The organism is Microvirga sp. GN3, assembly GCF_055792825.1.
In genome coordinates, this window is sequence record NZ_JBVVAK010000110.1 from 1 (window position 1) to 20624 (window position 20624).

Annotated in this window: 16 protein-coding genes; 7 read left to right on the plus strand and 9 right to left on the minus strand. The window is 63.5% G+C overall.

Translation table 11 applies throughout. From position 1 onward, the window contains the following. Positions 1–516: 516 nt before the first annotated feature. Both ACS5Q1_RS34055 and ACS5Q1_RS34060 read right to left on the minus strand, forming a co-directional pair. The gene (locus ACS5Q1_RS34055) at positions 517–897 is read right to left on the minus strand and encodes a hypothetical protein (RefSeq protein ID WP_473102379.1); all 381 of its coding nucleotides are present in this window, start codon (positions 895–897) and stop codon (positions 517–519) included. Between the two features lie 269 nt (positions 898–1166). Further along, entirely contained in the window at positions 1167–1460 is a 294-nt protein-coding gene (locus ACS5Q1_RS34060; protein ID WP_473102381.1) for a hypothetical protein, read from the minus strand. Between the two features lie 348 nt (positions 1461–1808). On the opposite strand from ACS5Q1_RS34060, the gene purH reads away from it, so the two are divergent. Together purH and ACS5Q1_RS34070 are read left to right on the plus strand one after the other, a co-directional pair. Next, positions 1809–3401 (plus strand): bifunctional phosphoribosylaminoimidazolecarboxamide formyltransferase/IMP cyclohydrolase, encoded by a 1593-nt coding sequence (purH, locus tag ACS5Q1_RS34065; RefSeq protein ID WP_473102382.1) that lies wholly within the window; start codon positions 1809–1811, stop codon positions 3399–3401. A 233-nt stretch (positions 3402–3634) separates the two neighbouring features. Further along, the gene (locus tag ACS5Q1_RS34070) at positions 3635–3955 is read left to right on the plus strand and encodes a heavy metal-binding domain-containing protein (protein ID WP_009493654.1); all 321 of its coding nucleotides are present in this window, start codon (positions 3635–3637) and stop codon (positions 3953–3955) included. 166 nt (positions 3956–4121) lie between these two features. On the opposite strand, the gene ACS5Q1_RS34075 is transcribed toward ACS5Q1_RS34070, so the two are convergent. The 3 genes from ACS5Q1_RS34075 to ACS5Q1_RS34085 all read right to left on the minus strand — a co-directional run bounded on the left by ACS5Q1_RS34075 (position 4122) and on the right by ACS5Q1_RS34085 (position 10947). Continuing rightward, positions 4122–5501, minus strand: a complete 1380-nt coding sequence (locus ACS5Q1_RS34075; protein WP_473102383.1) for an MFS transporter — start codon at positions 5499–5501, stop codon at positions 4122–4124. Between the two features lie 172 nt (positions 5502–5673). Beyond that, positions 5674–10497 (minus strand): NAD-glutamate dehydrogenase, encoded by a 4824-nt coding sequence (locus ACS5Q1_RS34080; protein ID WP_473102384.1) that lies wholly within the window; start codon positions 10495–10497, stop codon positions 5674–5676. A 117-nt stretch (positions 10498–10614) separates the two neighbouring features. Continuing rightward, positions 10615–10947 carry a winged helix-turn-helix transcriptional regulator gene (locus ACS5Q1_RS34085; RefSeq protein WP_473102385.1) on the minus strand — a complete coding sequence of 111 codons (333 nt, stop codon included), beginning with the start codon at positions 10945–10947 and terminating at the stop codon, positions 10615–10617. A gap of 95 nt (positions 10948–11042) precedes the next feature. Here ACS5Q1_RS34085 and ACS5Q1_RS34090 point away from each other — a divergent pair, with 95 nt between their 5' ends. Next, positions 11043–12059, plus strand: coding sequence for a zinc-binding alcohol dehydrogenase family protein (locus ACS5Q1_RS34090; RefSeq protein ID WP_473102386.1), 1017 nt, complete (start codon positions 11043–11045; stop codon positions 12057–12059). Between the two features lie 492 nt (positions 12060–12551). Then, the gene (locus tag ACS5Q1_RS34095) at positions 12552–12932 is read left to right on the plus strand and encodes a DUF2794 domain-containing protein (protein WP_473102387.1); all 381 of its coding nucleotides are present in this window, start codon (positions 12552–12554) and stop codon (positions 12930–12932) included. Here the strand turns inward: ACS5Q1_RS34095 and ACS5Q1_RS34100 are convergent. Continuing rightward, the gene (locus ACS5Q1_RS34100) at positions 12929–13471 is read right to left on the minus strand and encodes a GNAT family N-acetyltransferase (protein WP_473102388.1); all 543 of its coding nucleotides are present in this window, start codon (positions 13469–13471) and stop codon (positions 12929–12931) included. The two genes, ACS5Q1_RS34095 and ACS5Q1_RS34100, sit on opposite strands and share 4 nt — an antisense overlap. A gap of 114 nt (positions 13472–13585) precedes the next feature. On the opposite strand from ACS5Q1_RS34100, the gene ACS5Q1_RS34105 reads away from it, so the two are divergent. Next, the gene (locus ACS5Q1_RS34105) at positions 13586–15109 is read left to right on the plus strand and encodes an MFS transporter (RefSeq protein ID WP_473102389.1); all 1524 of its coding nucleotides are present in this window, start codon (positions 13586–13588) and stop codon (positions 15107–15109) included. A gap of 41 nt (positions 15110–15150) precedes the next feature. Next, positions 15151–15477 (plus strand): GYD domain-containing protein, encoded by a 327-nt coding sequence (locus ACS5Q1_RS34110; protein ID WP_473102390.1) that lies wholly within the window; start codon positions 15151–15153, stop codon positions 15475–15477. Positions 15478–15558: 81 nt separating this feature from the next. Here the strand turns inward: ACS5Q1_RS34110 and ACS5Q1_RS34115 are convergent, their stop codons facing one another. From ACS5Q1_RS34115 to ACS5Q1_RS34125, 3 genes are all read right to left on the minus strand, one after another. Then, positions 15559–16341 (minus strand): Bax inhibitor-1/YccA family protein, encoded by a 783-nt coding sequence (locus tag ACS5Q1_RS34115; RefSeq protein ID WP_473102391.1) that lies wholly within the window; start codon positions 16339–16341, stop codon positions 15559–15561. 230 nt (positions 16342–16571) lie between these two features. Further along, positions 16572–19160, minus strand: a complete 2589-nt coding sequence (locus ACS5Q1_RS34120) for an ABC transporter permease (RefSeq protein ID WP_473102392.1) — start codon at positions 19158–19160, stop codon at positions 16572–16574. A gap of 10 nt (positions 19161–19170) precedes the next feature. Beyond that, entirely contained in the window at positions 19171–19869 is a 699-nt protein-coding gene (locus ACS5Q1_RS34125) for an ABC transporter ATP-binding protein (protein ID WP_473102393.1), read from the minus strand. 65 nt (positions 19870–19934) lie between these two features. Between ACS5Q1_RS34125 and ACS5Q1_RS34130 the strand changes: the two genes are divergently transcribed. Beyond that, positions 19935–20597 carry an arylesterase gene (locus tag ACS5Q1_RS34130; RefSeq protein ID WP_371826826.1) on the plus strand — a complete coding sequence of 221 codons (663 nt, stop codon included), beginning with the start codon at positions 19935–19937 and terminating at the stop codon, positions 20595–20597. Positions 20598–20624: the final 27 nt, after the last annotated feature.

A 20624-nucleotide genomic window follows, 5' to 3' on the forward strand; every position in this document is an offset into this window, starting at 1 on the left:
TATTACCTCTTCAGGTTGGCGTTGCTCTCAAGACCGCCTGAGATCTTCTCTCCGTTGGCGATGATTGGACTTTGAACCACTTCGACGAACCTCGCTGTGAAGCGCGTCACACCCAAAAATTTTTTCATTTTTTTGTCGCTTCTGGAGCCCAACAGACAGAAGCGCCTTGGAGCATTGTTCGGCGAAGCGGATCCTGTTCGCCGCCAAACAACGCGACGAACCAGGAGGAGAGATGATTCCAGGCAAGCGGAACCATCTTGAGCGCCAATCCGGCTCGTTTCGGTTGGGATAGCCGGTAACTTGAGCGAACCCTTCGACGACTCGACTCACGAGCGTTGCTTTCGCGACGACCGTTGAACGTCACGTTCGGAATGCGCAGATTCGATCGTGTCGCTCCGCGTCGAAAACCGCCCTTCCGGGAGGCCGGGAAGGCGGGGCAAGGGAGAAAAGCGAAGTGAGAAGGAAGGGAGCGCCACAGGCTCACGAGCCGATGGCGCTCGAGGAAGGCGGGGATTATCAGAAGGGGAAGAGGCCGTCGGGGTCGATGGCCGTGTTGACCGCCGTCTGATTGATCAGGTTCGTCGAGATTTGGAAGTTGAAGTCCGGAGAGCCGCCTCCGGAATCAACGAGAGCATCGGGATCATTGATGCTCGCAGCCTGGGCGGAAGCCGCATCCCCATCCAACGCGGTGTTGACGGCCGTCTGGTTGACGATGTTCGTGTCGACTTGGACGTTGATCTCCGGAGATCCCGAATACCAATCCCAGCTGTCCCCGGAATCGAAGATGGTATCGGGATCACTGATGCTCGCAGCCTGAGCCGAAGTCGCGCTGCCACCAACGGCAGTATTGGCGGCCGTCTGGTTGATGTCGTTCAAGGAGAACTGAAAATTCTGCATGAAATTTCCTCTTCAAGTTGGCGTTGCTCTCAATACCGCCCGAGCTGCTCTCTCAGTTGGCGATGATCGAACTTGAATGAGTTTCAAGGTGAGGGCTGTGAGCTGCGTCACAGCCGGACATCGTTCTGACTGGGCACAGATTGCAGAGAGAGGTTCTGCGGCATTCGCTGCCAGCGTACAGGAAACAAGCAAAAGGCCCCTCAGGGTGCTGAGAGGCCGGAAAGGAGCGTCATGGGCCTGTGGCCGATGACGCTCCGGGAAGGGGCTGGTTAGAACACCGGGTAGTAATCGTGGCCCATGTCGACGAGAGTGTCGCCGTCCGAGATGGTGGCAACCTGGGCCGAGGTGGCGCTGCCGCCGAAAGCCGTGTTGGTCGCGTTCTGGTCGATGAGGTTGAAGGACTCCTGATCGTTGAACCAGCCGCCCAGGTAGCCGCCTCCGGAGTCGAGGAGAGCATCGGCGTCGGCGATGCTGGCCACCTGGGCCGACGTCGCGCTGCCTTCATGAGCCGTGTTGGTCGCGTTCTGGAAGATGTCGTTCACCGAAAGCTGGAAGTTGTCCATGATATTACCTCTTCAGGTTGGCGTTGCTCTCAAGACCGCCTGAGATCTTCTCTCCGTTGGCGATGATTGGACTTTGAACCACTTCGACGAACCTCGCTGTGAAGCGCGTCACACCCAAAAATTTTTCTGAATTGAACGCCGATTGGGCGAAGAGGCCCGACCTCTTCCGCCTATCTTGGCGCAGTTCGTCGCGAGCGGCCCAAAGGACTGAACCGGAGACCTAACGGCCACGCTCTCCATGCATCCCAGGCAAAAGGGGATGGTCTGAAACTCAGGCCTGCCCGGTTCCCATCCTTGGCCTGCCGTGGTATCGCGCCCGCATCTTCACCCTTGAATGGAGCGGCCGCCATGCCGAGCGACCTGAAGCGCGTTTCCCGCGCTCTGCTTTCCGTATCCGACAAGACGGGTCTCGTGGACTTCGCCCGCGCTCTCTCCGAGCGCGGCATCGAGCTGGTCTCCACCGGCGGCACGCATAAGGCGCTCAGCGAGGCGGGCCTGGCCGTGAAGGACGTGAGCGAGCTCACCGGCTTTCCCGAGATGATGGACGGGCGCGTGAAGACGTTGCACCCTTCCGTCCATGGCGGCCTGCTCGGTATCCGCGCCAACCCGGAGCATCAGGCGGCGATGCTCGCCCACGGCATCCAGCCCATCGACCTCTTGGTGGTGAACCTCTACCCCTTCGAGGCGACGGTGGCCGCGGGAAAACCTTATGACAATTGCATCGAGAACATCGATATCGGCGGTCCTGCCATGATCCGCGCGGCGGCCAAGAACCACGGCGACGTGGCGGTGGTGGTGGATGGTGCCGATTACGGCGCCGTTCTCGACGATCTTTCCGCCTATGACGGTTCGGTGACGCTCACCTTGCGCAAGCGCCTCGCCCAGAAGGCCTATGCTCGCACTGCTGCCTACGACGCGGCAATCTCCAACTGGTTCGCCACCGAGCTCGGCGAGGAAACTCCGCCCTTCCGGGCGCTCGGCGGCTCCATTGCCGAAGTCATGCGCTACGGCGAGAATCCACACCAGAGCGCCGCCTTCTACCGCACGCCGGAGAACCGTCCGGGCGTCGCCACCGCCCGGCAGGTGCAGGGCAAGCAGCTCTCCTACAACAACATCAACGACACCGATGCGGCCTATGAGGCCGTGGCAGAATTCCTGCCGGAGCGCTCCGCCGCCATCGTGATCGTCAAGCACGCCAATCCCTGCGGCGTGGCTGAAGCCACAACCCTGCGCGAGGCCTACGAGAAGGCCCTACGTTGCGATCCGGTCTCGGCTTTTGGGGGCATCGTCGCCATGAACCGGCCGCTCGATGCGGAAGCCGCGAAGGCCATCACCGAGATCTTCACCGAGGTGATCATCGCGCCCGACGCGACCGAGGAGGCGATCGCCATCGTGGCCGCCAAGAAGAACCTGCGCCTGCTGCTGGCGGGTAGCCTGCCCGATCCGCGCCAGGAGGGCCTGACCCTGCGCACGGTCGCCGGAGGCTTCCTGGCCCAGAACCGGGACAACGCGGTGGTTGACGCCATGGACCTCAAGGTCGTGACGAAGCGTGCGCCGAGCGACCGGGAGCTGGAGGATCTGCGCTTCGCCTTCCGCGTCGCCAAGCACGTGAAGTCGAACGCCATCGTCTATGCCAGGGATCTTGCAACGGTCGGCATCGGCGCCGGCCAGATGAGCCGCGTCGATTCCTCCCGCATCGCCGCCTGGAAGGCCGCCGAGGCGGCAAAGGCTGCCAATCTGCCTGAGACCCTCGCCAAGGGCTCGGTGGTTGCCTCAGACGCCTTCTTCCCCTTCGCGGACGGCCTGCTGGCCGCAGCCGAAGCCGGCGCCACGGCAGTGATCCAGCCCGGCGGCTCCATGCGTGACGACGAGGTCATCAAGGCTGCTGATGAGGCCGGGCTTGCGATGGTGTTCACGGGCCATCGGCATTTCCGGCATTGACTCCTTCCCTGCCCCTTGCGGGGAGGGATTGAGGGTGGGGGTCGCAAAGTCAGAGCACTGCGTCTCCAGAAGGAGCGAGGGCTGCTACGTCGCCTGACTGGTTTGCTCATCACCCGGTCAAAACACCCCCACCCCTGCCCCTCCCCGCAAGGGGGAGGGAAACTCGCGCGATCCGTCCAGGATGACGTTTTCCCTGTGCCTCCCCATATGAAGCGGAGCAGAAGGAGACGTTCATGATCATCACCACGACGCCGAGCATCGAAGGCCGCCGCATTGCTTCCTATCGCGGCATCGTTTCGGGCGAAGCTATCTTAGGCGCCAACGTGTTCCGCGATTTCTTCGCCTCGATCCGCGACGTGGTCGGCGGACGTGCGGGCTCCTACGAGCGCGTTCTGCGCGACGGGCGCGATACCGCCCTGCAGGAGATGATCGAGGAGGCCCAGCGCCTCGGCGCCCATGCCATCGTCGGCGTTCACCTCGATTACGGCGCGCTCGGCAAGAACGAGGGTATGATGATGGTGTCGGTCAGCGGCACGGCAGTGACGCTGGAGTAAACCTCTCCACTGTCATTCCGGGGCGAGCGTAGCGAGAGCCCGGAATCCATAAACACGACGCCTCAAAAGACGAACGACCCGCGTCGCGCGCTATTCTGCATCGTTAGCGGTCATGGATTCCGGGCTCGGCTCTGTGAGCCGCCCCGGAATGACAGTGGGAGCAGTCTCAGACCTTTTTCACGCCGCTGAGCAGCCAGAATCCAACAAGCAGGAACAGGATCAGCACCGCCGGTCCTGCTGCTTGCGTCTGAAAGATCGCGGTGGCAACGGCGACGGCGAGCGGCGCGAGGAAGGACGTGACTTTTCCTGACAGCGCCAGCAGACCGAAATAACGCCCGGCCTCCTGCGCGGGCACCAGCCGCGCGAGCATGCCGCGCGAGGAGGCCTGCAGCGGCCCCGCCACGGAGCCGATGACGAGGCCGAGCAGGACGAACAGCTTTTCCGGCGCGGAGCCGTAAAGGCCATCATCTGGGGCAGGCGGCGCGGTCGGTACTGCGAAGAGAATATGCTCGCGCCCGAGCGACAGCACGCCGAGGCAGACGAGGGCGAGGATGGTAATTGATCCGAGGATCACCGGCTTTGCGCCGATGCGATCGTCGAGCCGCCCGCCGACCAGAGCGCCGATGGTGCCGGTGACGGTGAGCAGGATGCCGAAGATGCCGAGCTCGATGGCCTGCCAGCCGAACACGCCGGCGCCATAGATGCCACCGAAGGCGAAGAGCGCCACGAGCGCATCCTGATAGACCATATTGGCGATGAGAAAGCGCCCGACGCTCTCGTGCCGCCGCGCATCGGCGATGGTGCTCTTCAGCTGCTCGAGCCCCTTTCGCGCCGCCTCCTTCAGGCTCATCCCCGAACGCGGAATATCGGACGTGAAGAGGAAGAGCGGCAGCACGAAGACGAGGAACCACAGGGCGGAGAACGGTCCCGTGATGCGGTCTCCTTCGCGCGTGGCCGGATCGAGCCCGAAGAGCGGGTCCAAGCCGAAGACCGTCTTCATCGACACCGGATCGGCCGCGAGAAAACCGAGCACGATCACGAGCGAGACGAGACCGCCCAGATAGCCCATCGCCCAGCCGGTGCCCGAGAGACGCCCAAATCGCTCCGGCGGCACGAGATGCGGGATCATGGCATTGTTGAATACCCCTGCGACCTCCACCGCTACGGTGCCAAAGGCGAAGCCGATCAGCGCGATGGCAATGGCATAGGGCTGTCCCGGCGCCGCGTACCACAACGCGAAGGAGGCGATGAACAGCACGAGGCCGCATGACGCGATCCAAGGCTTCTTCGGACCCGTCGCATCGGCGATGGAACCGAGCACCGGCGAGAGAATGGCGAGCACAAGCCCTGCCGCAGCCGTCGCATAGCCCCACAGGCTCTGCCCGCTGACCGGATCGGGCGCGAGCGCGGAGGCGAAATAGGGCGCGAAGACGAAGGTGGTAATGAGGGTAAAGAAGGGCTGGCAGGCCCAGTCGAACAGGAGCCAGCCGAGGATTGCGGGGCGCGAGGCCTTTTGGGAGGGCGCGAGGGGGTTGATGTCTCTCACTGAGCTTTGGCTTCCCGCGACATTGATAGTCTCGTTCCTTTTCTCTCCTCCTTGTGGGGAGGGATCAAGGGTGGGGTGTCGGCGCCTGACCTTGATAGGCTATCGCTCACACCCCCACCTCCTCCCCACAAGGGGGAGGAGGGCTTGTTGTGTTTTGCTTGAACAGAAGAACTCAGCTCATCCGCGCGAGATCGCCGAGCAGGCTTGCCGCGACGGTGATCTTCGACAGGGTCAGGCCCGAGGAGACGATGCCGTCGACTGCGCTTCGGATGCGGTTGACGTCGGCGCCACGCTTTTCGCTCCAAGCCCGCACGGCCTCGACGCCCGAGAGATCCTGAGACGACACTTCGGCCGTCAGGCCGCGATGGGCATAGGCGATGCTGTCGATGGCGCGATCGAGCGCGAGGCGATCAAAGTAGTCGCTGACATTGATCTGCTGTGCCGCGCTGATGAGCGCGCCGAGCCGGAACGAAGCTTCGAGCGCGAAATGCGTGCGGGCGATGTCGTTGACGGGTTTCCCGGTCTTCTGTGCGGTCTGCACGATGTCGGGCGCGGCCACGAGATCCGGCAGCGATGCGATGCGGCGTGCCAGATCCTCCGGCGTGCCCTCATCCACCAGTGCCTTGGTGCGTGCATCCCATGCGGCCTGCGCTTCCGGCGACAGCGTCTCGGTGAGGCTGCGCTCGACCTCGGCGATCCCGGCCTGATAGGTGCCGATGATCTCATCAAGGGAATGGTTGACGAAATCCACGTTGCGGATGAACCAGACGATCCGGTTCATCAGAAGATCCTGCAATTCGCCATAAAGATGCAGCTGCACCTTGCCGGGCACGACGCCGTCCAGCGCATCGATGGCGAGGTTCAGCTCGGTGAGGCCGAAGGAATCGCGGGTGGCCGCATAGGCCGCCGCGATGGTCGGGGCATCCGCGCCGGTCTGGTCCACCAGACGGGCCACCATGGTGGGGCCGCCCCGGTTGATGAGGGCGTTGGCGAGCTGCGTCGCGATGATCTCGCGGCGCAGGCGGTGGCTTGCGATCGCGTCCGGGAAGCGCTCACGCATCTCGGCCGGGAAATAGCGTTCCAGCTCCTTGCCGAGATACGGATCGTCCGGCACAGGGCTTTCCAGCAATTCATCGTGCAGGGAGAGCTTGGCGTAAGCCAGCAGCACCGCGATTTCCGGCCGCGTCAGTGCCTCGCCGCGACGTCCGCGCTCGGCGAGCGTGCTGTCGTCCGGCAGGTATTCCACCGCGCGATTGAGACGCCCCTGCGCTTCCAGCATGTGCATGAGCCGGCGCGCGAAACCGAGATCGGCAAGGCCGAGCTGCTCGGAGAGCGAGAGCGCCAGCGTCTGCAGGTAGTTGTTGCGCAACACGAGCGCGGCAACATCCTCGGTCATGTCGGCCAGCAATTCGTTGCGCTGGTCCTGGGTCAGACGTCCGTCGCGCTCCGGCGTGGTGAGCGCGATCTTGATATTCACCTCCACGTCGGAGGTGTTGACGCCGGCCGAATTGTCGATGGCATCGGTGTTGAGGCGAACACCGCTCTGCGCCGCTTCGATGCGCCCGCGCTGGGTCACACCGAGATTGGCGCCCTCGCCGATCACCTTGGCGCGCACCTCCGGACCGGTGATGCGGATCGCGTCGTTCGCACGGTCGCCCACCTGCTCGTCGGTCTCGGCAGACGAGCGGATATAGGTGCCGATGCCGCCGAACCAGAGCAGATCGACACGGGCTTTCAGGATCGCGTGCATCACCTCGGCCGGCGTGGCCTGCGGCTTGTCGATGTCGAGAAGCGCGCGCATCTCGTCCGAGAGCGGGATCGACTTCGCATTACGCGGGAACACGCCGCCGCCGGCTGAGATCAGGCTCTTGTCGTAATCCTGCCAGCTCGAACGGGGCAGGTTGAAGAGACGCTCGCGTTCCTTGAAGGCGCTTTCCGGATCCGGGTTCGGATCGATGAAGATGTCGCGGTGGTCGAAGGCCGCCACGAGCTTGAGCGCCCGCGACAGGAGCATGCCATTGCCGAACACGTCGCCCGACATGTCGCCGACGCCCGCCACCGTCACCGGCGTGGTCTGGATGTCGATGTCCATCTCGCGGAAGTGGCGCTTCACCGCTTCCCAGGCGCCGCGGGCCGTGATGCCCATCTTCTTGTGGTCGTAGCCTTGGCTGCCGCCGGACGCGAAGGCATCGCCGAGCCAATGGCCCTTCTCGATGGACAGCGCGTTGGCGATGTCGGAGAAGGTGGCCGTGCCTTTGTCGGCCGCGACCACGAGATAGGGATCGTCCCCGTCATGCCGCACGGTATCGGCGGGCGGGACCACGCTCTCGCCGACGATGTTGTCGGTGAGCTGCAGCAGCGTGCGGATGAAGATGCGGTAGCTCTCAGTCCCTTCCGCCAGCCAGGCCTGCCGGTCGCTTGCCGGCGGCAGATGTTTCGGCACGAAGCCGCCCTTGGCGCCGACCGGCACGATAACCGCATTCTTGACCTGCTGCGCCTTGACGAGGCCCAGCACTTCCGTGCGGAAATCCTGCGGCCGGTCGGACCAGCGAAGGCCGCCGCGCGCCACCTTGCCGAAGCGCAGATGCACGCCTTCGACGCGGGGCGAATAGACGAAGACCTCGTAGAGAGGCTTGGGGAGTGGCAAGCCGTCGACCTTGGCGCATTCAAACTTGAACGCGATGGTCTGGCGCGGCAGGCCATTGTCCTCGAGCTGGAAGAAATTGGTCCGGATCGCGGCCTCGATCAGGTTGACGAAACGGCGCAGAATCCGGTCGTCGTCGAGGCTCGTGACGTCCTTCAGCTGATTTTCGATTTTTTCGCGGATCGCGGCTTCGGCACCGGCACGATCCTTGTCCTGGCGCGGGTCGAAGCGCGCGTAGAACAGCTTGACGAGATCGGCCGCAATGGCGCCGTGGCGGGCCAGCGTCTCGGCGATGTAATCCTGCGCATAGGTGACTTGTATCTGGCGCAGGTAACGGCCGAGCGCCCGCACCATGGCGACATCGCGCCAGCCGAGACCGGCTTCGAGCACGAGACGGTTGTAGCCGTCCGATTCCGCAAGGCCGCGGAAGAGCGCAAGCAGCGCCGCTTCGATCAGGGCCTGGATCTCGTCGATCTTGATCACGCCGCCGGAGGCGCGCTCCAGGGTCATGTCGTGCAGCCATACCCTATCCGTGCTTGAGAAAGCGACGCGATAGGTACGCTCGTTGACGACGCGGAAGCCGAGGTTTTCCAGCAGCGGCACACGCTCCGACAGAGGCAGCGCCACGTTGAGCGAGAACACCTTCAGGTTCACGCGGGTCTCTTCATCGCCTTCGCGACGGTAGAGATCGACGGCGCGGGGGCGGGCCTCCGAGAGCTGCTCCAGCAGAGCGATATCGGCGATGGCCTGCTCGGCGCCGAAAGCCTCGCGATAGGCGGCGCTGAAGGCTTCCGCATAGCGGGACGCGAGCGAGCGCGCACGGGCGCCACCGACGGTATCATCGAGCGCATCGCGCAGCGCATCGGCCCAGGTACGGACGATGGCGGAAATGCCTTTCTCGAGAGTTTCGCGCGGCACGTCCGGGGTCTGCCCCTCGTCGCGGCCGATGATGTAATGGGTGCGCGCGAGCGGGCCTTCCGGATAATCCGGATAAGAAGCGGAAACGCGGCCCTCGTAGATGCTGGCGAGGAACTGGCCGATGCGCTGGCGCGCCTGGGTGTCGTAGCGGTCCTTCGGCACGAAGACGAGGACCGAAACGAAACGGTCGAACTCGTCGACACGGGCGAGCGCCCTCACCCGCGGACGCTCCGACAGGTTCATGATGTCGATGGCGAAATGGTAGAGCGTGTCCTCGTCGATCTGGAACAGCTCGTCGCGCGGATAGCTTTCGAGCACGTTCAGAAGCCCACGGCCCGCATAGCTCGCCGGATCGAAGCCGGCGCGCGCGAGGACCTTCGCCACCTTGAGGCGCAGATAAGGCACTTCGCCCGTGGTGTTGGTGTAGGCGCTGGCCGTAAACAGGCCGACGATGCGCAACTCACCCCGCAGATGCCCGCTCTCGTCGAACAGCTTGACGCCGATATAGTCGAGATGGGCGCGGCGATGGACGCGGGATTTCACGTTCGCTTTGGCGATGATGAGCGCCTGCGGACGCGCCAGGAAGGCACGAACCTCCGGCGTCATCGCCACAAGCTCGCGGCCGCGGCGCAGCACGCGCACGGACGGATCGCGCAAGAGGCCGAGGCCCGAGCCTTCGACCGGATCGGCCGCGGTATCGCCGGAAGGAAGACGGTATTCACGCAAACCGAGGAACGTGAAGTTGTCGCGCGCGATCCAGTCGAGGAAGGCGATGGCTTCGTTGACCTCGTCCTCCGGCAGCGGCGGGGGATTGAGGCGGTAATTGTGCACGATCTCGGCAACCCGGGAGCGCATCCCCGGCCAATCGTGCACCGCAACGGAGACGTCCCTGTGGACGAGGCGCATGGCCTCGATCAGGCGGGTCCGGGTCCCGTGATCGTCGAGGCGCGGCAGATGGATGTGGATGAAGCTTTCGCGCTTCACGCCGAGCCGTAGCGCCGCCGTGGCCTCGCCGACCAGGCGCACGAGAGCGCCGTTGGAATCCCGCTCCACGGCCAGGATCGGATGCGCCACCAGCAGCGGCTCATAACCCTGGTCCACGACCTCGGCGAGGGTCGAATCGAGCAGGAAGGGCATGTTGTCGTTGACGATCTCGAGCACCGTCACATCCTGGCGTCGGCCCTCGCGCTCGATCTCGAAATCGAGGAGGCGGATGTCGGCACCGTCGGCGGTGCGGGAGGCCTTGAGATGCTCGAAGGCTTCCGCAGCGAGATCCGCCAGCGTCTGCGGCGAGTAAGGCGCCAGATCCTCGGGCGGCACACGCCCGAACAGATCACGCACGAAGGTTGGCGGAACGGATTTGTGCCCGGATTCCAGCACAGCGACGGCTTCCGCCGTCACTTCGCTTCCGCTGGTCGGTGTATCCAGCTTCATGCGCGCATCCTCTTAATTTTTTGGTCGCGGGAGCGTTGCCACAGAGCGGCAGATTGCGCAACAAAAGCATATCGTTCTGAGCAAAGTAGGGTAAAGTTGCTGCACTGCACAGGCACTTTACGCTGCTTTGGCCTCCGCAGACGACAGATTCATGTCGCCCCATTCCTTCATGGCCATCAGCACCGGCTCCAGAGAGCGGCCGCGGGCCGAGAGCGTGTATTCGACCCGAGGCGGCACCTGGGCATAAACCGTCCGGATGATAAGACCGTCAGCCTCCAGCTCGCGCAGCTGGTGGGTGAGCATGCGCTGCGTGATGGACGGGATGAGCCGGCGCAATTCGTTGAAACGCAAGGTTCCGCGCAAGAGCTTATAGAGCACGATGATCTTCCACTTGCCGTCGATCAGACTCATCGTCCGCTCGACGGAACATCCCTGGACCCTCTGCGGCATCACGGTACCCTTTTTGACACTATGGGCTGTTTTTGTGCGTTCTTGCGATGCCCTACACTATGCCCAACTATGCTCCCGTCAACAGGAGACAAATCATGCGCGCCGTCGGATACCAGCAATCCCTTCCCATCGATCAGGACGCCTCTCTCGTCGATGTCGACCTGCCGCGCCCCGAGCCCGGACCGCGCGACCTGCTCGTCGAGATCAAAGCGGTCTCCCTCAACCCGGTCGACACGAAAGTCCGCATGCGGGCTCAAGCAGAGCCCGGCGGCTGGAAGGTTCTGGGCTTCGATGCGGCCGGGATCGTCAGAGGCGTGGGCAAGGATGTCACCCTGTTCAAGGAAGGCGACGAGGTGTTCTATGCCGGCGCCATCACGCGCCAGGGCACCAATGCGGAGTTCCATGCGGTCGATGAGCGGCTGGTAGGCGCGAAGCCGAAATCCCTTAAGTTCGAAGAGGCAGCCGCCCTTCCGCTGACCACGCTCACCGCCTGGGAAACCCTATTCGATCGGCTGGAGGTCAAGCGTCCGGTGAAGGGCGCGGCCAATGCCATCCTGATCGTGGGTGGCGCCGGCGGCGTCGGCTCCGTCGCGATCCAGCTCGCGCGTCGGCTCACCGATCTGACCGTGATCGCCACCGCTTCGCGACCTGACACGCAGGCGTGGGTCAAGGAACTCGGCGCCCATCACGTGATCGATCACAGCAAGCCTCTCGCCGCACAGGTTGAGGTCTTAGGGCTCGGCGCGCCGGCCTTCGTGTTTTCGATTACCCATACGGACACGCATTTTGCTGAAATCGCCAAAATCATTGCGCCGCAAGGCCGTTTCGCCCTGATTGACGATCCGAAGACGCCGCTCGACATCAGCCTCTTGAAAGGCAAGAGCATCTCGATTCATTGGGAATCCATGTTCACGCGCTCCACTTTCCAGACCGCCGACATGGAGCGGCAGCACGAGATCCTGAGCGAGGCCTCGCGTCTTGTGGATGCAGGCACGATCAGGACGACATTGGCCGAGGTGATCGGGTCGATCAACGCCGCCAATCTCAAGCGCGCGCACGCTCTCATCGAGAGCAACCGCACGCGGGGCAAGCTCGTGTTGTCGGGATTTTAAAGCATTCTCGAGCAAGCATGTTTCTGCTTGCAGTTAAGAAAATATGAATGCGAGAAAAAAGAGGGCTTTGCGATCTGGACCATCGCAAAGCCCTTTAAACAAAGGAAAAGGCTGCCTTGGAAGGCAGCCCTGTGTCTCGACTGGGTGGCCCGGCTCCTCAAGCGACTCAGAGGGCTGGGGGGCTGACGTGTCCAAGCCGTTCAATGAGCCGGGCCGTCGAGGCAACTTAAGCATTAACGGCATTCAGTGCGGCTCCATCACGGCGCGAATGAGGCAGGAATATGATTTGCACGAGCAGCGGACCCAAAAGTGGAATGCACTTTTGGGATCGATCCGATGCTCACGCTTTACATTGGCGCATTGTGCGGAAAACCGGATCCACTTTTCCGCACAATGCGCTAAAGAACCGGTGATTCATTGTGTCATGATGGGTTGATCCCTTAGCCGCCGAAGCCCATCATCAGCATATGTTGACCAGTCATGGGAGGCGTCATGAGCGAAGGTGACATCGCAGAGCCGCTGCGCGGCGGCTCGATGCAGGGTTCGGCCCACATCGTTCCTTTTCCCGCCGCGCCGAAACAGGTGTCCTTCGACCGTGTCGAGTTGCAGGCCATTCTCAATCTCTACGGCCGCATGGTGGCCGTCGGCGAATGGCGCGATTACGCGATCGACTTCATGCCCGAAAAGGCCGTTTTCTCCATCTTCCGGCGCACGTCGGAAATACCCCTCTACCGGATCGAGAAGGATCCGAAGCTCGCCAAGAAGCAGGGTGCTTATTCGGTCATCGTCTCGACGGGCCTGATCCTCAAGCGCGGACATGAACTCGCACGCGTGCTGCGCGTGCTCGACAAACCGAAGGTTGTGTCGGCTTAACCGACAGGCATTGGACGCGTGGGCGGCTCCTGCATGCCGCGTCCAAGGGCCCGCTGCATCAGCACGGTGGAAAGCCAGCGCCCGTGCTTATACCCGATGCCTTTCAGGATGCCGACGGGCTCGAACCCCATGCTCCGATGCAGGCCGATGGAGCCCTTCGATTCCTCGTCGCCTATGACGGCCACCATGAGCCTGAAATCCCGTATTTCACATTCCTCGATCAGAGCGGCGAGCAACAGGCGACCCACGCCCTGCCCCTGTGCGGTGGGCGCGACATAGATCGAATCCTCCACCGTCGAACGATAGGCCGGCCGGGTGCGGTAGGCACCCGCATAGGCGTAACCCAGAACTGCGCCGTCCTTCTCTGCCACGAAATAAGGATAGCCACCTTCCAGAATGGCAGCTCGCCGACGCACCATCTCCGCTTTCGATGGCGGGTCGAGCTCAAAAGAGGCCGTGCCATGCGTCACCGCATGGGCATAGATGGCGGTGATGGTATCGAGATCGGCTTCGGAAGACGGGCGGACAAGAATGGTCATAGAGATTCTCTAAAGCACTTTTGGACCGGGAAGGAATAGCCTTCCAGCCTTGGTAAGCCTGTCTTTTCATCTCCCTTTTGCCTTAATATGAGGCATTACAGGAAAGGCTTGCGCGTGAACGAGTTCGGGCCAAGCAGGACGCAGCCGTCCACTGCCTCCGGGACACAGACCTATGTGGTCTGGACCGCGATCCTGGCTTCCAGCATGGTTTTTGCCGATGGCGCCATCGTCACCGTCGCGATCCCGCAGATGCGCGAGAGCCTGCAGGCGTCGCTCGCCGAGATGCAATGGATCACCAATGCCTATGCGCTGACCCTGTCCGCCTTCCTGCTGCTCGGTGGCGCGGCCGGCGATGCCTATGGCTTGAGACGTATCTTCATGATCGGCATTGCCTGCTTCGGCCTCACCTCCCTGTGGTGTGGCCTTTCGGAAACGGCCGAGATGCTGATCGCGGCCCGGGCCTTTCAGGGCATCGGCGGCGCCCTGCTGGTGCCGGGATCGCTCGCCCTGATCAGCGCCCATTTCCCAAAGGAGGCACGGGGCAAGGCCATCGGCACCTGGGCGGCCGCCTCCGCTATCGCCGCCGCGCTCGGGCCGATCCTGGGCGGCTGGCTCATCGATATCGGGCCCTGGCAGGCGATTTTCTGGATCAATGTCCCCATCGCCGCGCTGGCGCTCTGGCTATGCTGGAGGCATGTGCTGGAGAGCCTTGTGACGCGAGAGACGGCCATGGACTGGCTCGGCGGCGTTCTGGCCGTCGTGGGACTGGGCCTTATCGCCTACGGGCTGACGGCGCTCGGCGAACGCGAGAGCCAGCGCGGCCTCGCTCTCCTCATGGCGACGGCCGGTGCAGTGGTCCTGGGTCTCTTCGTGTGGCATGAGAAGCGCGGTGCCGCGCCAATGATGCCCCTCGACCTGTTTCGCGTCCCCGCCTTCGCCAATGTCAATGCGCTGACGCTGCTGCTCTATTTTGCGCTCAGCGGCGCTTTGTTCTTCCTGCCGACGGCTTTGATCGAGGCCCATGGCTATTCGGCCGCCAAGGCGGGCTCGGTGTTTTTACCCTTCACGCTCGTGATGGCCGTGCTCTCCCGGCTCGGCGGCGTGATGGCCGACCGGTTCGGCACCCGCATGCTCCTGACGGTGGGGCCCGTCATCACAGGCTTAGGCTTCGCACTTATGGCTCCCGCCGTCCTTCACGGCGGCTATTGGCTCGCGATCGTGCCGGTCATGATTATCATGGGCCTCGGCATGGGGATTACGGTCGCGCCTTTGTCGACGACAGTGATGAATGCCGCTCCCGACGAGCGCATCGGCGTAGCTTCCGGGATCAACAATGCAATCTCCCGCGTCGCGGGGCTGATCGCAGTGGCCGGTCTCGGCGTCACCGCTACCTTTGGTTTCCAGCACGCCGCCGCCTGGGTCAGCCCGGAGATGGCGGGTCTCTTCGCACAGGCGACCTTCGGCACCGCGCCGCCGATGTCGGCCCTACCCTCCGACAGTTTAAGGGAAATCTATGCCACGGCCATGATCGGCGGGTTCGGGCTGGTGGCGCTGATCTGCGCCGCTGCGGCCGTTGCGAGCGCCTATTTCGGCTATCGCTGTGCAAATGACTCGCCGCTCTCCCGGATCGAGCGTTAACTACATTCGCTGGGGCCAAACTCTGACGGATGAGGTGAGCCATGGCCTTGTATCTCACGCGCTTCAGCTACACGCCCGAGACTTGGGCGCGCCTGATCGAAAACCCCGAGGATCGACGTGCGGCGGCGAGTTCGTACATCGAGTCGGTCGGCGGAAAGCTGCACGGATTCTGGTACGCCTTCGGCGAACACGATGGCTGGAATTTATGGGAGGCACCGGACAACGTATCGATGGCAGCTGTCGTGCTTGCCATCGGCGCGGGAGGCGCGCTTCGCTCGTGCGAGACAACCGTCCTCATCAGCGTCGAGGACCTGATGACAGCACTCGGAAAGGCGAAGTCGGTCAAGTATCGCCCGCCGGGAGCGTAGAGACGTTTCAAGCGTATGCTCGCCAAAAGAAAAGCCCCGGCTTTTCGGCCGGGGCTTCGTGATCGTTCGATCCGCTCGTCCTTACTCGTTGCGGTTGCCCACGAGCGCGAGGAGGAACTGGAACATGTTGATGAAGTCCAGATAGAGCGTCAGGGCGCCGAACACGGAGACCTTGGCAGCTGTCTCGGAGTCGAAGTTGCCGTAGAGGTACATCTCCTTCAGCTTCTGCGTATCGTAAGCCGTCAGGCCTGCGAAGATCAGAACGCCGATCACGGAAATGCCGAACTGCAGGGCGCTCGACGCGACGAAGATGTTCACGATCGAGGCCAGGATCAGGCCGACGAGGCCCATGATCAGGAACGAGCCCATGCCCGACAGGCTGCGGTTCGTGGTGTAACCCCACAGCGACAGCGAGCCGAAGGCCGCAGCCGTGATGAAGAACACCTGCACGACGCTCGCGCCGGTGTAGCGGATGAGAAGCGTCGAGAGCGAAGCACCCATCACCGCCGCGAAGGCGAAGAAGGTGCCGCGGGCCGCAGCCGCCGACATCCGGTCCATGCGGAACGAGAAGAAGAAAATAAAGGCCAGAGGCGCCAGCGCCACAATCCACATCAGCGGCGTGGTGTAGAGGGTCACGCCGAACTGGGTCAGTCCGATGCTGCCGATACGGGCGACGGCAGCAGCCGGATCGCTCGTCGTGGCCAGCATGTTCACGCCGAGTGCGACCAGGGCCGAGATGGCAAGGCCCAGGACCATGTTGTTGTAGACGCCGAGCATGAAGGTACGCAGGCCTTGGTCGACCTGGGCCTCCGTCCGGGCAAAGCCGGTGCCATAGGCGTTTTGGTTTTGCTCATACGGTTGCATCGGAGTCCTTTCTCGCGGTGTCCCGTGTGTTCCCTCGAAAGGCTGGAAAGTCAGCCCTCGGCCGCCGCAGTTTTCGGCAGCACCTGAAATATGAGAGGGCTGCCTTCTTTCCGCAAGAGGGAGGGCCAAGCTTCAAACTTTCGTGAAAAAGAAGAATGAAAAGCAGAAGGGATTCTGCCCCTCATTCTGCCTTTCACGATCCACTATAACAGTCGGACTCAAGCCCGGCATTAAAGGTTTCTTAAGTATGACGCCGGCTTTTGACTTAAGATCCGCCAAGTTCCCATCAGACCTAATCCGACGCTCACGAGAACGGCGAGCGCAGAGGCCAAGACCGCGCCCGACAAGTCTAACGTAAAGCTTAGGTTCATCACGCGGGTAATGATGAAGTAGGACGCGACGGTGCCGGCCAGCAGGCCGAACACGGCCGTGGCAAGGCCCAGCAATCCATATTCCAGCGCATAGGCCGAAATCAGCTTGGCGCGGGTGGCACCCAGTGTCTTCAGCACCACCGCATCGTAGAGGCGCGCCCGATGGCCGGCCGCGAGCGCTCCGGCCAGAACCAGGAGGCTCGCGATCAGCGCGATGGAGCTTGCGCCGCGAATGGCCATGACGAGCTGAGAGACCACATCGTTCACCGCCTCCAGGGCATCCTTGACCCGCACGCTCGTGACCATCGGATAGGTCTGGGCGGCGCTTCGCAGGATCCTCGCATCAAGGACCGCATTGGAACCATTGGGGAAGGTAACGGTGGCGAGATGCGTATGCGGCGCACCGGCAAAGGCATTGGGCGAGAATACCATGACGAAGTTAATGCCCATGGTGCGCCATTCCACCTCGCGCAAATTGGCGATGGTGGCGCTGATATTGCGCCCGAGCACGTTGACGGTGATCTCGTCGCCGATCTTCAACCCTAAGCCCTCGGCGATCTTATGATCGAAGGAGACCAGCGGCTTGCCCCGATAATCTTGTGGCCACCACTCGCCCTGCACGATCTTCGAGCCCTCCGGCGGCACCTTGGCATAGGTGATGCCGCGATCGCCCGAGAGCACCCAGGCCACGTCCTCGGCAGCCTTGATCTCGCCCACGGGGCGTCCGCCGAGGCTCACGAGCCGCCCGCGCATCATCGGCACGCGCTCGATATGGGCGTCGGAGGCTTGGGCTTTCAGGAAGCCCTCGAAGGAATCCGCCTGCTGGTTCGGGATGTCGAGGAAGAAGAAGCTCGGCGCCTTCTCCGGCAGGCTCTGCGTCAGCTGGCGGGTCAGGTTGGTATCGATGAGCGCAAGCGTCACGAGGAGTGTAATGCCGAGGCCCAGCGAGAGCACCAGCGACGGCGTGAGCGCGCCGGGGCGGTGGATATTGGCAAGCGCCAGCCGCGGTGCCGTCCGGCGGGGCCGGGGCAGACGGCCGGCGAGCGCCATGATGCCGAGGGCCACGAGACGCAACAGGATGAAGGAGCCGGCAGCGGCGCCGACGAACATCAGGGCGATGCGCCGGTCATAGGCCGCGAGCAGCGACAGCCCCACGAGGGCCGCAACCGACAGCACAAGCGCCGTCACATAGCGCTTGCGCGGCCAGCGCCGCTCCGGGTCGACCTGGTCCCGGAAGAGACCGGAAACCGGCACGTCATGGGCTCTCCCTAAGGGAGCCAGCGCAAAGACCAGGGCCGTGAGGATGCCGTAGAGCAGCGCGATGCCGAGTTCGCTCCAAGCTAAAGTCGGCTGAATCGGGATCGGCAGGAGATGGCCGAAGAGCCCGGTGATCACGAAGGGGAGCACGGCCCCGAAGGCGAGGCCGATGCCGATACCCACCAGAGCAATCAGCATCACCTGCATCAGATACAGCATCACCACCTGCCCACCCGGCGCGCCGAGGCTTTTCAAGGTGGCAATCGAGGCGCGCTTGCGGTCGACGAAACCGCGCACCGCATTGGCGACGCCGACGCCGCCGACGAGCAGCGCCGTGAGGCCCACAAGGGTCAGGAACTGAGTGAAGCGCTCGATGTTGCGGGCAAAGCGCGGATCGGCGTTGAGGCGGGTGCGGATATTCCAGCCCGCCTCCGGCAGGACGCGGTTCGCCTCCGCCTCGATCTGCGTCAGGCCTTCTTCCGTGGATATGTTGGGCGGCAGGGTGAGCCGGTACGTCCAGCGCACGAGGCTTCCGGGCTGGACGAGGCCGGTCGCCTTCAATGCCTCCTGCGAGAGCAGAAGGCGGGGCCCGAAGCCGATGCCGTCAGCGATTTTGTCGGGCTCGGACACGAGGCTCGCCCGCAATTCCACATTCGCCGCGCCGACCGTCACCCGGTCGCCGACCTTCAGGTCGAGGCGCGCAAGAAGGGCCGGATCGACGGCGGCTCCGAAGGCGCCGTTCTTCTCGGCGAACACCTCGGCGGGGGACATCTGCGGATCGGTTTCGAGCAGGCCGACATTGGGATAGCCCCCGTCGACGGCCTTCATCTCGACGAGCCCCGAGCCCTTCTCGCCGGCGACCGCCATGGCCCGCATGGTGGCAATCACATTGACCCGGCCTTTCGATTCGAGGAACGCCCACTCGGGTGTCCCCGCCTCCCGCTGCAGCAGCGAGAAGGCCATGTCGCCGCCGAGGATCCGACGGCCTTCGCGGGAGATGCCTTCGGTCAGAGAGCGGGACAGGGACGAGACGCTGGCGATGGCCGCAACGCCGAGTGCGATGCAGGCGAGAAAGATGCCGAAGCCTGTGAGACCCCCGCGCAATTCGCGGAAGGCCAGGCGCAGCAGGAGGGGCATCCGGGAGGCCGAGACGGGGCGCTTTTGCGGCGTGGCGGGAAGGGAGCCGTGCATGACTGGACCCTCACGCCACGGCCGAGGCCGCGCCGGCCTCCACCTGCCCCGAGCGCAGGCGCACCATGCGGTCGCAGAGGCGGGCGAGGTTGAGGTCGTGGGTCACGAGGACGAGAGTCGCGCCCCGGTCACGTTTCAGGGCAAAGAGCAGGTCGATGATGGACCCGCCGGTATTCTCGTCGAGATTGCCGGTGGGCTCGTCCGCCACGAGGATGGCCGGATTGGGCACGATGGCGCGGGCAATGGCCACGCGCTGCTGCTCGCCGCCCGAGAGCTGCGCCGGATAGTGATGAAGGCGATCCCTAAGGCCCACCGCCTGGAGCTCGGCCTCGGCCCGCTCGAAGGCCTCATTTTCGCCGGCAAGCTCCAGGGGCAGCGCCACGTTCTCCAGCGCCGTCATGGTGGGAACGAGGTGGAAGGACTGGAACACGATGCCGATCCGCCGGCCGCGAAAACGGGCGAGCGCATCCTCGTCGAGGCCCGACAGATCGGTGCCGTCGACGATGACTTTTCCCGAATCGGGGCGCTCGAGCCCGGCCATGGTCATGAGCAGGGTCGACTTGCCCGAGCCCGAAGGACCGATCAGGCCTACCGCCTCGCCCTTGTCGACTTCAAGCGAAATTCCCTTGAGAATATGCACCCGCGCGGCCCCGCGCCCGAGGCTCAAATCGACATCATGCAGCGCGATGGCCTTGTCCTGCATACCCATTCACCCGATCTGTTGGAAACGATCCAAGACGTCTGTTTAGTTCTGCCTAGATGGGAAGCCTATCGATGAAGCGCCAATCCGGCCCATTCATGACGATCATTTTTGCGTGTGCGGCGGCCCTTGCCGCCATGGTCGTCGCCCTCCCCGCAGCTCAGGCTCAAACCAAGCCAATCCGCCTCGTGGCGCTCGGCGACAGCCTGAGCGCCGGCTACAACCTGCCGCAGGAGGCGGCCTTCCCGGTCGTGCTGGAGAAGGCGCTGAAGGCCAAGGGTTACAACGTGGAAGTCGCCAATGCGGGCGTGTCCGGCGACACCTCCTCGGGTGGCCTCGACCGGCTCGACTGGTCGGTTTCGGACGGCACCGATGGGGTGATCCTGGAACTCGGCGCCAACGACATGCTGCGCGGCCTCGACCCGGCCGGGACCCGCAAGAACCTGGAGGCGATCGTCGAGCGCCTTAAAAGCCGCAACATCCCGGTGATGCTCGCGGGCATGTATGCCTCGCGCAATCTCGGGCCGGAATACGTGCAGAAATTCGATGCCATCTATCCGGACATTGCGAAGAAGCACGACCTTGTGCTCTATCCCTTCTTCCTGGATGGAGTCGCCGGCGACCGCGCCCTCAACCTGCCCGACGGGATGCATCCGACGGGCAAGGGCGTCGAGACCATCGTCGAACGCATCCTGCCCAGCGTCGAGACCTTTCTCGCCCGCCTTTCTCAGCGCTGAATCGCTTCAGCGCCTCATTCTCGCCTG